This window comes from Mesorhizobium sp. M1295 (assembly GCF_040318135.1).
GTDB lineage: Bacteria > Pseudomonadota > Alphaproteobacteria > Rhizobiales > Rhizobiaceae > Mesorhizobium.
Genome location: NZ_JAMYLU010000003.1, coordinates 315,362 through 327,781 on the forward strand (window position 1 = coordinate 315,362; position 12,420 = coordinate 327,781).

The window sequence follows — 12,420 nt, forward strand, 5'->3', positions numbered from 1 at the left end:
GGCTGACGTCCGGCGGGCGGCGGATCAGGGCGCTCATCGGGCGACAAACGCAGAACCGCCGTTTTGAGCGACACTGCTGAGATACTTCGCAGGCGGCTTGCCAAGCGCTTTCTTGAACATGGTGATGAAGGCAGTGACCGATTCGTAGCCGAGATCGGCCGAAACCTGCTGCACGCTCGCCCCGGAGGCGAGCGCGCGCATTGCGACGATCAAGTGCAATTGCTGGCGCCAGCGCCCGAAGGTCAGCCCTGTCTCCTTGACCACGAGGCGGGCGAGACTGCTTTCGCTGAGCGCGACGCGATTGGCCCATTCCGCCAGGGTGCTGCGATCGGCAGGATCTTGCGCCAACGCCACCGCGATGCGCCTCAAGCGCGGCTCGGACGAGATCGGCAAATGCAGCTGCTGGACAGGCATGCGCGGCAGTTCGGTGAGCAGAGCCCTGGTCAGGAGCTCGCCCCTCGCGTCATCGTCCTCACCGCGATCCGCCAGCTCGATGATCAGCTCGCGCAGCAACGGCGAGATCGAAAGCGTGCAGCACCGGTCCGGCAGGTCGGCAGCTTCGGGCTCGATATAGACGAAAAAAATCCGGGCATTGGCGGTCGCGATATTGCTGTGCTCCATGCGGCCCGGAATCCACACCGCGCAATGCGGCGGCACCATCCACAGGCCGCTGGGGACGCGACATGTGACGCCGCCGCCGAGCGCGAAGACGAGTTGCCCTTTGCGGTGGCGGTGGTCCGGCACCTCCGCCCTGGTTTCGGTAACGTCAACGCGCACGGCGATTGCCGAGGCGAGGACATCATCCGGATCGAAAGGCCAAGGGTAGCGGAGAGGCTGCCTCATATTGACTGATTTTAGCGATGAAATGCAAAGATATCTAAATTACTCAAACAGGAAAGTCGATAGTTTAGGGCCTTGAGTAACTCAGAAGCCGGCAGGCGGGCTTTCAGTGCCCTGCTTGCGTTCTGAACGTCGGATCAACAAGCCCGGCGCACGAAAACAGGCTGGCGTCCCCCATGCAGCAAGAAGGTACGATAGCAATGCTCGCCTTGGTCACATCTTCCGATAGCGCCACCGGGCTGAAACTCGCCGAGCTTGGCGAGCCCGAGCCCGCCCCGGACGAGGCGCTGGTCTCGGTCCGGGCAGTCTCGCTGAACCGCGGCGAACTGCGCCTGCTCAAGATCCGTCCGAACGGCTGGGTGCCTGGCCAGGACGTCGCCGGAATTATCGAGCGCCCCGCGGCCGACGGCTCCGGGCCGGCCGCCGGCGCCCGGGTAGCGGCTCTGGTCGACGAGGCCGGGTGGGCCGAACGCGTCGCCGTTCCAACCGACCATCTCGCCGTGCTGCCGGACGATGCCAGCTTCGTCGCCGCCGCCACTGTTCCGGTTGCGGGCACGACCGCGCTGCGGACCCTGCGCCTCGGCGGCGACCTGGCCGGCCAGCGGGTCCTGATTACCGGCGCAAGCGGCGCGGTCGGCCGTTTCCAGATCCAGATCGCCCGCCAGCAGGGCGCGTCGGTGGTCGCGGTCGCCGCCGCCCGGCATGCCGCGGATCTCCGCGGCCTCGGAGCCGAGCAGGTCGTTGAAACGATCGAGCTCGCCGAAGGACTGTTCTCGCTGATTACCGAATCGGTCGGCGGCGATAGCCTCGCCCACGCGATCGAACGGGTGGCGCCCGGCGGGACCATCGTCATGTTCGGTTCGAGCAGCGGCGAACTCACGCCGATCGGCTTCCGCCAGTTCGTTCCGGGTCACGAAGGCGCGCGGCTGCAGACCTTCGCCTACTACGCTTCCGGTCCGGAGGTTGGCGCCGACATCGGCTCGCTGCTCGCGCTGATCGCAGCCGGCCGGCTCGAAACGCGCGTGGTCCTGACCGTGCCGTGGCGGGACGTCGGCCAAGCCCTGGACGCGCTGCGGCAGCGCAGCATCAGCGGCAAGGCAGTGCTTACCATGATGCAATGAGCAGGCGGCGACCGCCGGACGGGACACCGTCTGGGCTGCTACGGCAATCTGAGCCCGTCCGCGATTGCCCGTTGAAGCCGGCGCCTGCTTCCGCTAAGAAGCCGTGGCTGGCCGGTTACCCGGCTGGTTCGTTTTCCGGATCACCGATCCTGAAAGCACCCGTAGCTCAGCTGGATAGAGCGCTGCCCTCCGAAGGCAGAGGTCACAGGTTCGAATCCTGTCGGGTGCGCCAAAGAATTGCCTCGCCCTCTTTTTCTAGCCTACTGGAACCATAGTCCAGACGATGGTCGATAGCGTTTCCTCAGAAGTTCGCTCGCGGATAATGAGCCTGATTCGAGGCAGGAACACGCGTCCGGAGATTTATGTCCGGCGGATCCTCCACGCTGCCGGCTATCGATTCCGCCTTCATCGTAAGGATTTGCCGGGCCGACCGGATATCGTGCTGCCGAAATATTGGACTGCGGTGTTCATAAACGGCTGCTTCTGGCACGGTCACGATTGCAGGCGAGGTAAGCGCCCGTCTTCGAACACGGCATTCTGGGCAGAGAAGATCGACAGAACCAAGGGCCGCGACCGATGCAACTCGGAAGCCCTGACGGCGGCCGGCTGGCGCGTAGTGACCATTTGGGAATGCCGCCTCGAAGCCGACACCGATGCCCTGCTGGCAGACTTGGCAGATGTCAGCGGACGCGCGACGGTTCTATCGAGTTGACAAGGTACCCGGCAAAATAGCGAGCCAGCTTGGGAGGGACGGCATTTCCGATCATCCGAGCAACAGGCTCGATCTGCTCCGTCGGATAGAAAATGTACTCATCCGGAAAGGATTGCAGGATGGCTGCCTCCCGAAGAGAAATCCCGCGAACTTGGTTGGTGTCGAAATGCCCAAATCGCCCATTTGAAATGCTGTGGCACTTCGTCGTGATAGTCGGCGACGGCCGATCTGGATGCATTCGGGTGTAGACATCGCTGAAGCAGCGGTCGTTGAGACGCTCGTTGACCTTCCGGTGGCAGTCGAGCGTCAGGTCACCATATTGGGTGTTTGCCATGTAGGCGTTCGACTCTCCGGGCTTGGCCGAAGACAGACGCATGAGGTTCAGCTCGCTCAGCGAACGGGCCTTGTGGTTGGGGATTTCCGGATGGACTTCGCCCGCGGCCACAGGGGGCAAGTGTCCGATCGCACGGGACACCGAAACCAGAGTTTCGTTCGGATCGGAATCCGGCACCAACAGCTCGGTTCCCATGAGATCGGCGAAACGCTCCTCGCGAACAAGGTCGCGTCGAACCGCGATTAGGATCGACCGTTTGCGGAATTGAGGGATGCCGAAGTTCGAAGTGCACACCACCTTCGAGCCGGTCACGTAACCCAGCTGATTGAGTCGCACTCTGAAATCTTCCCAGATGCCTCCGTACTTGGCATCCTTGATACCTGCAACATTCTCGGACAACACCATTTCAGGCTTGTAGCGGTCGACGTATTCGGCAGCTTCCGTCAGCAGGCTACGGTCCTTCTCCCTTCCCAATCGACGCTTTTCGCTCAGTTTCTTGCGGGAAAGACGGGTACGATCCCCCGGCCAGATCTTCAACCTACTCCCTTCCATCACGGGCATTCGCCTGGCGATTGGGGAACGGCCGTGGCGGGGAAACCCCGAAACCTCCAGTACTCGATGGTCCGCTGCCAATCGCCAACGGGATCGAGCTGGCAAACACCACCTTTGGTCGAGAATTTGTTCGAGCGAGTGACCGATGCCGATTGACCTATGACGCGGTTGATATTTGTCGCCGTTTTACGGCGCACCACTTTGATTCAGCGCTTTATGCTTCTCCGTCAAGCTATTTCCGGAATTCCCCCTAGACTAGTTCAGCCGTATCTCGTGCCCGTCGAATCAGTCCTGCCGGCCCCTGTCAGCTTCCACCTCAGCGATCGCCTGGAACTCAATCGGTCCCGAATGATTTGTCTGTGAGGTAAACTTAAGGAGCGCCCCCGTGCCTGCACCACCTGAAATGGATGTCGTCCTCGAAAAGCTGCCTTTGAGGATCGGCGCCTATATCCCCGACGACTTGCTGGAGGACTGGTTTGCGCCGGGGACGGGCATGAATCCGGTCAGCAAGGAGGCGCTTGCCGCCGCGAAGAATTACGGTTGGCTTTTCGAATGCGAGTTCAAGCACTACCCCGACCGCAAGGAGGGCGTGTTCTGGAAGTGGGTGCCGGCGATCTGACCGGCGCTTCTCAGCCTATCGGCGTCATCACCTTGCCGGTTCCGCCGCATTCGGGGCAGGTCCGGCCGTCAGATCATGCCTGACCCTGCACAGCGGCGGCAAATGTTCTCGCCAGCGCCGGGGATGCCTGCCGGAACCTCGTCCATGTTGGTTTGAGCGGCTTGCCGCGGCTTGCCCTGCAGCTTGTTTCTCAACCGGGCGACCCAGCCTTCGTCGACCTCGAGCGGCCTGCTGCTGTCGTCCGGCAGGCCTTCGCCGGATTGGCCGATGGTTTCATTGCTCGGCCGGTCGTTCATGCCTGTCGTGATCTTCTGAGCCATTGCCGTTGCCTTTACGCCTTGCAATTTTTCGAACGCCTCAGCTCCGCGGAGGTTCCGGTTGCGGCCAGCCGCCTTCAGCCGGGTTTTGCCCGCGCCGGCCGGCGGCCGCGGCTGGCGAGGATGGTGGGAAGCGTGACCGGACGAAAATCCCAGCTGTCAACGCCGACGTCATACTGGCGCATGACCGGGGTGAGCCGGCCGTGGGAATGGCCATGCAGGTCGATCGATTTCCTGCCGATCTGGTTCCAGGTACGAAAAGGATAGTGGCAAAGGATCAGCAGACTGCCGTCCAGCGTCAGCTCCTTGTAGTGTTGCGTGCTCGCCCAACCCCTGGCGTCGATGGTGGCCGCAGCATCGTTGTTGCCGATGATCAAATGCTTGCGGCCATGAAGAGAGGCCAGAAGCGACGACACGAATGCGGCCGATCCCCTGGCAAAATCGCCGAGATGCCAGATGTCGTCGTCCGGGCCGACAGTCTCGTTCCAGAACGCAATGAGCGCCCGATCATGCTCCGCCAGCGAGCCGAACGGGCGGCGGTCGATGCGCAGAATGCGCGGGTCGCTGAAATGCGTGTCGGCGGTGAAGTAGATCATGCGCGCTCGTTGGGGCCTGTTGTCGAACTGCCGCGCATGTAGGCGCGTGGCGCACCAAGTCCATCTTGCTCTCCCCAATGCTTGCTCAACCCGCTCGATCGTCGGTTGTTCCTGTAAACAGGCCTGGGCGGCTTCCGCTCGTTGGAACATTAAGAAGGGGGAACTTTAAGAAGGGGGAACTTTGAAACGTGGGAACTTTGAAATGAGACGCAGGTTAGAATGCTTGAGGCCGATGCTCTGAAAGGACCTCGACGATGACCGACGCAGCACCTGTTGGGCGAAGCCCGGCTCAAGCGCGGGGCGATATCGACGCCGGGCGCGGAGGGGATAAGACACCGGGGATCGACCCAGCCGCGGCTCCCATGGAGACGGACGCGGAATCGGCCGGCAGCGTTCCGGCAAAGGATCGGTCTGCGCCTCATGAAAAGCCGGAGTTCACCAACCAGGCGAGCTATGCCAATGCGATGCGTCCGCTGAAGGATGAGCCCGACGTCCAACCGAGTAGATATGGGCCAGTCATGGTGATTGCCGCCATCGTCGTGCTGGCCGCGGCGGTTTTCATCGGCGCAGCCCTGCTGCGCTGAATATCGCATATCCGAGAGCAGTGGCTGGACATTTCGTGTCCGGTCCAGGAACTTGCTGCCGCGCCAGGTTGAGGCGCGATCCGTCCGGTGCACTTTGACCACGAACCATCAATTCTTTGCCCGAGACGCCACCATCGTGGCGCGTGACATGATTGGCGCCACGCTGCTCTTGCATGGCGTTGGCGGCATCATCGTCGAGACCGAGGCCTATCGCCCGGATGACCCGGCTTCGCACGTTTTCGGTGGCAGGACGGCGCGCAACGGCGCAATGTTCGGCGCCCCCGGCAGCGCCTATGTCTATCGCTCCTATGGCCTGCATTGGTGCCTCAATGCCGTCTGCCTGCCCGGCAGTGCCGTTCTTGTCCGCGCAATCGAACCGCAATCCGGGCTGGACGTGATGCGGGCCAATCGCGGCCTTGACGATCCCCGGCTGCTTTGTTCGGGACCAGGTCGCCTTTGCCAGGCGCTGGCAATCGACAAATCCCATGACGGGCTGCCGCTGGACGTGCCGCCATTCGAATTCAGGCAGCCGGGCGACGCCAGCGCCGTTCTAACAGGCCGCCGGATCGGCATTTCCAAGGCTGTCGATGCGGAGTGGCGGTTCGGCCTTCGCGGTTCGGATTATTTGAGCCGCAAGTTCTGACGCCGCGGCAGCGGCAGAGTAGCTGCCACGCATCACTCCTTGTCGAGATGCATGGGCGTTGTCTGTTGGCGGGCTTCCCTGGTCACCTCGTCGGCTCCGGCAGGTGAAATCCCTCGCAACGCCTTCGCGGCTTCGGTCAGGCGCCCGCGATCATTGCCGAAGCTCTTGATCAGCCGGCGGACCTGGTCGGCGGTGATGCCGTTCTGTTGGGCAAAATACTCGACTTCACGTTCATCTTCCGCGGAAACGCGATCGCGGTCGCGGAAATCTCGCTTGCTCTTATCGTCAGCCATTTTTTCCTCCTGGTGGAGCTTCGCATCAATGGCAACGTGGGCAAGCCGCTTTCGTTGCCGCGATCGGGCGGACTTTTGTGCGGCCGTGCCGACTGCCCAGGAACCATGAGGCGAGCAGCCGGTTTGGCTTGGATGCAGACCACGTTCGGCCACCAATTCATACCGATGGAGGTTACGATGACGCTCGCAAGCAAAACCACTGTAATTGCAGCCGCGCTGGCCATATTGACCGCGCCGGCATTCGGCCAGACGAGCCCGCCCGCGGCGCCGGCGCCGGATCGTGGCGCCGAACCGTCGCCCGCAGTGAACGGGCAGGATGCCATGCGCGATATGATGCGCCAGATGATGACTGAGATGCTGGAGGAGAGAATGCAAGAGGATCGCGCGCCCCGGACAGAACGGCGAGGTCGCGACCACTGGCATCGTGACTACAGGATGGGCCCGCCTGACCGAGGTTGGGAGATGGGAGGCCGCGGTGGTATTGCACGCGGGATGCATGGCGCGAGGATGCGCATGATGTTCGCCATAGTGGATGCGGATGGCGATGGCGCGCTTTCTCAGAGCGAAGTCCAGGATTTCGTCGGGCGGATATTCAACGCCGTCGATGAGGACGGTGACGGCAGCGTCGACATGCAGGAAATCCGGTCCTTCTTCCACGGAGCAGGCGCCGAGGATCAGGAGTAAGTCTCCTACCGGTCGGCAAGGCGGCCCTAGCTGAGGCGGCGCCCCCTATGACGACCGGGGAGGGCGAAAACCGTCGCTGGCAGATGCATCGCTTGGCTGGCCTTGCCAAGCCGAATGCCGGGTCGGAACGATTCGAGACAGCAGGATTCAATGGCCATGACAGAGAAAACTCCAACCATCGCTCGTATCTGGCGCGGCAGAACCTTGCCTGAGAAGGCAGACGCCTATGAAAGCTACAATTACGAGGCCGGCATCAAGCCGCTGGTCGAGAAGGCGCTGGGCGTACAGACCTTTCGCGAGGACACGCCGACCCATTCGGAATTCGTGACGATTTCCTATTGGGACAATGTCGAGGCGATGGCGGCGTTCACCGGCGGCGATCCGACAAAAATCCACCATCTCGAGCGGGACGAAGAGTTCCTGATCGAGCTGCCGTCGCGGGTGCAGGTGTTGCGCATCCGCTCCAGTCACGGCCGCCTGCAATAGCCCTGAGGAGCCGCCCGGTTCGGCCCGATCTAATAAATCGCCGTCAAGTCGATCTCGGTAATGTGCCAGCGGCCGAGATTTGAGGTGTAGAGCCTGTCGCCCTTGAAGGCGATGTTGGTGGGATGGGCGAGCGTCGTTGCCGCCGGATCCTCGATCAGCACCTCGAGCCCGCTGTCTTTTCGCCAGCGATAGATACGGCTGGGCTCGTAGCACGAGATGAACAGCGAACCGTCCGGCGCCAAGGCGACGCCATCGGGGACGTTGTTCACGCCCTCCACAACGAGTTGGCGGAACCCTGCAGTGCCGTCGGCAAGGATCGGCACATAGCTGACGCAGGCCGCATGGCTTTCCACGACGTAAAGCCCATTCCCACCCGGCGCCATCGCCATGCCGTTGGCGAAGGCCATGGTCTCGCTACACCACAGGCGGCCTTCGCCGGTCTTCAACTCGTAGCGAAAAATGCCGGAGCGGCTGTCTTCGCCGAGGCTGTCGGAAACGTAGAGCCAGCCTCGTGCCTCGTCAACGATCGGATAGTTCGGCACGCGGATGCCAGCCGAGGCGAAGCGCTCCATATGACCCGTTCCGGCATTCCAGCGAAAGATCGCCGAATGCCTGAGATCGCAAGCGAAGCAGTTGTCCGCGCTATCGAAGGCGATGCCGAGCAGAAAGCCCTCCGTGCCGCCCATGTGCTCGACCGAGCTGCCATCGGCGGCGAGGCGCAGCAGGTCGCCGGTTTCGGTGCCGCACCAGATCGAGCCGTCGCGATGGATGGCCACGCCTTCCGGATGGGCGACGCGCGGGCTGGTGAAGATGCCGTCGAAGAAGACCTTCGCGGCCGACATTTCGAGCAACGGCTTTGCCATGCGCCACCCCTCTTCAGCCTGTTGCGGTATGCGACCGCTGCACGGCAATACAGCGCTCGACCATCAGCCGGTCGGCCGCCAGGATCTCGGCGATAAGCGCGCCACGCTCCCTGGCGCTGACGAATTCGAGACGCCGCAGGCCAAGCGGGTCGATCCGGTTTCGCAGGATGTCGAGCGTCTCGTTCGAGGGCAGCGGAACCTCGCGGCAATCGGCATCGAATGTCAGGGCGAAGCCGGTGGCATCCTGGACCTGCTGGCGCGTCACGCCCGGCATGGTCTCGACGATGACCAATTGCCGGCTCTCCCGGTCGAGCCGAAAGATGCAAAGATCGGTGAACACCAGCGCCGCGCCGGTCCGATAGCCCATCGGCTCGCGTTGGGCCTCTGTCAGCAAGCCGCGCGCCGAGCTGGCGATCTCGACGGTGTCGACCAGCGACTGCGGGGAGTGGCGCGGGACGTAGAGCAGATAATCGCGATGCATGTTGGCGACATCAGCCATGCCGCCCTGCCCGGGCAGCCGGATGAGGCTGCCGTCGCGCTTGCGCAGCGCAATGGTGTTGACGCGCCCGCGTCGGTCGACCTGGGCGGCACCGACGATCTCATGCGTCACGGCGCCGGCCTGGTAATAGGTCGAATAGGTGTCGTCGCCGCCGGCATGGGCCACCGCTGTCCCGCAATCGAGGCTCTCGATCAACGACAGGATCATCGGGCTCGGCGCTATGTCGAGATGACCGCAACTCATCGTCGCGATGATCATGTCCGGCGCGTGCGTCGCCTTGGCCAGCCGGTAGGCGACATTGGCGAGCGGCGACACCGCGCCGGCGCTGGCAAAGCTGTCATTGTCGAGCTCGGCGGCGATGCGGGCAGCAATGATCTGGTCGATGGATGCTTTCTTTTCGCCGTGCACGAGCCCGGGCATTGCGAGGACTGTTTCAGCGCGGACTTTCGCAGCGTCTTGAACCCGCTCCGGCACACCCTCCGAAGGCACGCTCAGGCTGTCCGCCAAAGGTATCTCCTTGGCCGCCGCTGCCGCCAAGGCTTGATAATCCGTCACATAGAATGGCAGGCAGGAGGCGGGATAGGCGCCGCCTGGCGCCAGCGCTATGGCCGACACCTGGTTGCGGGTCAAAATGCTTTGGCGGCCGTCATGGCGCAGCGCTCCGACAGGGACGATCTCCTCGACCGTGACCAGCACCTGGCGCGCCGCGCCGGCCATGGCGAAGTCCAGCGCCCGTGGTCCGATGATCTGGACATTGCCGCTCTGGTCGGCACGCTGAGCATGGACGACGAACGTATCGAGCCGCAAGGCCGGGATGACCCCGGTCGTGATTCCGTCGACCGGATCGGGCGCGGCGATCGCGCCGGGCACGCGAGCCAGCATATCCGAACCCTGCGGAAGCTGAAACGGCATTGACGGCAGGTTCTGCTGCGCTGCCCGCAACGCCTGGATCATGGCCAGCGCGGTCCAGTCGCGAACCGGCACGGCATTCGTCTCGGCAGCCGCGCGGAAGCGGGGCGGCAGGCCGAAAATATCGAGGCTGGAAAAGCAGAGGTCGATTTCCGCCACGGCATTCGCTTCGAGAAGCAGCTCGAGCGGCAGGCCGCCGGCCCAGCAGACGTAGCGCAAATCCCGTACGCCCAACCGCGCGATGGCGCGCAGCAGGGCGATCGGCAGCCGGGCAAAATGATGGCCGCCGACGCCGAAGACGTCGCCGCCGCCGACCATCGCGGCCAGCCCCTCGACATCGGTGAAGCGCGGCCGGTTCGGCTTGACCAGAGACGTCATTTCGCAGCCTTGGCCCGTGCCGCGCTCTTTTCAGCGAACGCCTTGACGCGGCGCTGGCCGATCTCGCTGCGGTAGAGACCACCCAGGACATCGCGTTCCATGGCAAGACCGTCGGCCAGATCGCCCGACACGGCATGCGCTGTCAGCCCTTTCAGCCCGTCGATCGCTGCGGCCGGTTCGGCGGCGATCATCTCGGCGAGTTCCAGCGCCCGCGGCATCAGCCTTTCGGCATCGACGATCTCGTTGACCAGACCGGCGCCGACGAACTCGGAAGCCGGCACGATGGCGCCGGTCATCAGCAGAAAATTGGCGCGGTTGCGGCCGAGCTTCTGGACGCTGCGCTGCGTGCCGCCGCCGCCGGGGACCAGCCCGAGCTTGATCTCGGGCAGGCCGAGCTTCGCGAACTGGTTGGCGATGACGAGGTCGCAGCACAGCACCAGCTCCATGCCGCCGCCGAGCGCAAAACCGTTGACCGCGGCGATGACCGGCTTGCGGTTGTTCTCGATCGCCGCATACATGCGTGTGCCGGCGGCCTGGAAGGCGTCGAACTCTGCAGCTGTCTGGGCAGCATATTCTTTGATGTCGGCGCCGGCCATAAAGCCGCGCCCCTCGCCGGTCACCACGATCGCGCCGACGCCGTCATTCTTCGACAACGCCTCGAAAACTTCGGTGATCTCGCTTTGCATCAGCCGGTTCATCGCGTTGAGCTGATCGGCGCGCCGGAAGGTGACGACCGCGACGCGCCCGGATATTTCCAAACTGAGTGTCTGGTAAACGCTCATCGTCAGGCAGCATCCACGGTCATGTCGCCGGACGCCTCAAGTGCTGCAATCTCGCCGCTGGAGAGGCCGAACTCGGCCAGTATCTCGCGGCCATGCTGGCCGACCAGCGGCGCCGGCCGCTCTATGGTAGCCGGCGTCTCGCTCATCTTGACGGCCGGTGCGACCACCCTGACCTTGCCACCGCGCGGATGATCGTAGCTGGTGATCATGCCCAGGTGCTTGACCTGCGGGTCCTCGGCCGCGCGCCTTATGTCCTTCACCTCGGCACACCAGATGTCGGCTGCCAGCAGCCGCGCCAGCAGATCCTGCGTCGCAAACTTCCTGGTCTCGGCGTTGACCTTGTCGAACACTTCGTCGCGTTTGTCGAACAAGATCTTGAGATCGTCGTAGACGGCCAGCTGCGGCGCCTCCAGCACTTCATACAGCGTCTTGAACGGGCTCATGGCGATCGACACGTAGCCGCCGTCCTTTGCTTCGTAGATGCCGAACGGCGCCTGCATGCCGGGATGGCCGATGCCGGAATTCGGGCGCACGAAATCCTCGCCGAGATTGAGCACGGCGACATATTCCTGGTTGAGATGCGCCAGCATGCCGGCCAGCAGATTGACCTCGATCTTCTGGCCCTTGCCGGTCTTCTCGCGATAGTAGAGCGCCGACAGGATCCCGTAGACCATGTTCATCGCGCCGATCTGGTCGGCGAGCCCGGCACCCGCCGGGACCGGAGCCTGGTCGCCGCGGCCTGTGTTGGAGATCAGCCCAGACAGCCCCTGGATCAGCATGTCCTGGCCGGGACGCTCGACATAGGGGCCTTCCTCGCCATAGCCGGAGCCCGAGCAATAGATAATGGCGGGATTGACCGCCCTGAAATCCTCGTAGCCATAGCCGAGCCTGGCGAGCACCCCGGGGCGGAAATTCTGCACCACCACATCCGCCTTCTTCGCCATATCCATGATGATGGCATGTACCTTGCGGCTCTTCAGGTTGAGCGCGATGGAGCGCTTGTTGCGGTTCCAGGCGAGAAAGTTCGGGCTTTCGGAGCCGCCGACCCATTTGGCGAAGAAGGTCATGCCGCGGAACATGTCGCCGGCGCCGGCACGCTCGATCTTGATGACGTCGGCGCCCATGTCGCCGAGCAGCTGCGTGGCGAACGGCCCTTGCAGCAGATGGCTGAAATCGAGAATGCGGACGCCTTCGAGGGCCTTGTTCAT

At 63.3% G+C, this 12,420-nt stretch carries 16 protein-coding genes and 1 tRNA gene; 8 read left to right on the top strand and 9 right to left on the bottom strand.

Annotated elements, in window-relative coordinates; genetic code table 11:
- Nucleotides 1–33: 33 nt before the first annotated feature.
- Nucleotides 34–843 carry an AraC family transcriptional regulator gene (locus NKH29_RS06875; RefSeq protein WP_352999250.1) on the bottom strand — a complete coding sequence of 270 codons (810 nt, stop codon included), beginning with the start codon at nt 841–843 and terminating at the stop codon, nt 34–36.
- A gap of 197 nt (nt 844–1,040) precedes the next feature.
- Between NKH29_RS06875 and NKH29_RS06880 the strand changes: the two genes are divergently transcribed.
- The 3 genes from NKH29_RS06880 (at nt 1,041) to NKH29_RS06890 (ending at nt 2,673) form a co-directional block, all read left to right on the top strand.
- Complete coding sequence (locus tag NKH29_RS06880; protein ID WP_352999252.1) at nt 1,041–1,961, top strand: zinc-binding dehydrogenase; 921 nt, start codon at nt 1,041–1,043, stop codon at nt 1,959–1,961.
- Between the two features lie 155 nt (nt 1,962–2,116).
- A tRNA-Arg gene (locus tag NKH29_RS06885) sits at nt 2,117–2,193 on the top strand.
- A 51-nt stretch (nt 2,194–2,244) separates the two neighbouring features.
- On the top strand, nt 2,245–2,673 hold the full coding sequence (locus NKH29_RS06890; RefSeq protein WP_352999254.1) for a very short patch repair endonuclease: 429 nt from the start codon (nt 2,245–2,247) through the stop codon (nt 2,671–2,673).
- Here the strand turns inward: NKH29_RS06890 and NKH29_RS06895 are convergent.
- On the bottom strand, nt 2,642–3,544 hold the full coding sequence (locus tag NKH29_RS06895) for a DNA cytosine methyltransferase (protein ID WP_352999256.1): 903 nt from the start codon (nt 3,542–3,544) through the stop codon (nt 2,642–2,644). The two genes, NKH29_RS06890 and NKH29_RS06895, sit on opposite strands and share 32 nt — an antisense overlap.
- A gap of 400 nt (nt 3,545–3,944) precedes the next feature.
- On the opposite strand from NKH29_RS06895, the gene NKH29_RS06900 reads away from it, so the two are divergent.
- A complete protein-coding gene (locus NKH29_RS06900) occupies nt 3,945–4,178 on the top strand; it encodes a hypothetical protein (RefSeq protein WP_352846835.1) in 234 nt (77 codons plus the stop codon).
- 68 nt (nt 4,179–4,246) lie between these two features.
- Here NKH29_RS06900 and NKH29_RS06905 read toward each other — a convergent pair whose 3' ends face one another.
- Both NKH29_RS06905 and NKH29_RS06910 read right to left on the bottom strand, forming a co-directional pair.
- On the bottom strand, nt 4,247–4,498 hold the full coding sequence (locus NKH29_RS06905; protein ID WP_352999257.1) for a hypothetical protein: 252 nt from the start codon (nt 4,496–4,498) through the stop codon (nt 4,247–4,249).
- Nucleotides 4,499–4,572: 74 nt separating this feature from the next.
- On the bottom strand, nt 4,573–5,091 hold the full coding sequence (locus NKH29_RS06910; RefSeq protein ID WP_352999258.1) for a metallophosphoesterase: 519 nt from the start codon (nt 5,089–5,091) through the stop codon (nt 4,573–4,575).
- 254 nt (nt 5,092–5,345) lie between these two features.
- Between NKH29_RS06910 and NKH29_RS06915 the strand changes: the two genes are divergently transcribed.
- Together NKH29_RS06915 and NKH29_RS06920 are read left to right on the top strand one after the other, a co-directional pair.
- A complete protein-coding gene (locus NKH29_RS06915) occupies nt 5,346–5,675 on the top strand; it encodes a hypothetical protein (RefSeq protein ID WP_023720476.1) in 330 nt (109 codons plus the stop codon).
- Nucleotides 5,676–5,769: 94 nt separating this feature from the next.
- Complete coding sequence (locus NKH29_RS06920; RefSeq protein WP_352859092.1) at nt 5,770–6,318, top strand: DNA-3-methyladenine glycosylase; 549 nt, start codon at nt 5,770–5,772, stop codon at nt 6,316–6,318.
- Between the two features lie 32 nt (nt 6,319–6,350).
- Here NKH29_RS06920 and NKH29_RS06925 read toward each other — a convergent pair whose 3' ends face one another.
- The gene (locus tag NKH29_RS06925) at nt 6,351–7,109 is read right to left on the bottom strand and encodes a DUF3606 domain-containing protein (protein ID WP_352640316.1); all 759 of its coding nucleotides are present in this window, start codon (nt 7,107–7,109) and stop codon (nt 6,351–6,353) included.
- A gap of 18 nt (nt 7,110–7,127) precedes the next feature.
- On the opposite strand from NKH29_RS06925, the gene NKH29_RS06930 reads away from it, so the two are divergent.
- Both NKH29_RS06930 and NKH29_RS06935 read left to right on the top strand, forming a co-directional pair.
- Nucleotides 7,128–7,295 carry an EF-hand domain-containing protein gene (locus NKH29_RS06930; RefSeq protein ID WP_352640317.1) on the top strand — a complete coding sequence of 56 codons (168 nt, stop codon included), beginning with the start codon at nt 7,128–7,130 and terminating at the stop codon, nt 7,293–7,295.
- 156 nt (nt 7,296–7,451) lie between these two features.
- Nucleotides 7,452–7,781 (top strand): antibiotic biosynthesis monooxygenase family protein, encoded by a 330-nt coding sequence (locus NKH29_RS06935; protein ID WP_352999260.1) that lies wholly within the window; start codon nt 7,452–7,454, stop codon nt 7,779–7,781.
- A 29-nt stretch (nt 7,782–7,810) separates the two neighbouring features.
- On the opposite strand, the gene NKH29_RS06940 is transcribed toward NKH29_RS06935, so the two are convergent.
- From NKH29_RS06940 to NKH29_RS06955, 4 genes are read right to left on the bottom strand one after another with little or no spacing between them, the layout of a single operon-like run.
- Nucleotides 7,811–8,644, bottom strand: a complete 834-nt coding sequence (locus NKH29_RS06940) for an SMP-30/gluconolactonase/LRE family protein (RefSeq protein WP_352999262.1) — start codon at nt 8,642–8,644, stop codon at nt 7,811–7,813.
- Nucleotides 8,645–8,657: 13 nt separating this feature from the next.
- A complete protein-coding gene (locus tag NKH29_RS06945) occupies nt 8,658–10,430 on the bottom strand; it encodes a CoA-transferase (RefSeq protein WP_352999264.1) in 1,773 nt (590 codons plus the stop codon).
- A complete protein-coding gene (locus NKH29_RS06950) occupies nt 10,427–11,212 on the bottom strand; it encodes an enoyl-CoA hydratase/isomerase family protein (RefSeq protein ID WP_352999266.1) in 786 nt (261 codons plus the stop codon). Before NKH29_RS06950 ends, NKH29_RS06945 begins: the two co-directional genes overlap by 4 nt.
- Before the next feature lie 2 nt (nt 11,213–11,214).
- The gene (locus tag NKH29_RS06955; protein WP_352717481.1) at nt 11,215–12,420 is read right to left on the bottom strand and encodes a CaiB/BaiF CoA transferase family protein; all 1,206 of its coding nucleotides are present in this window, start codon (nt 12,418–12,420) and stop codon (nt 11,215–11,217) included.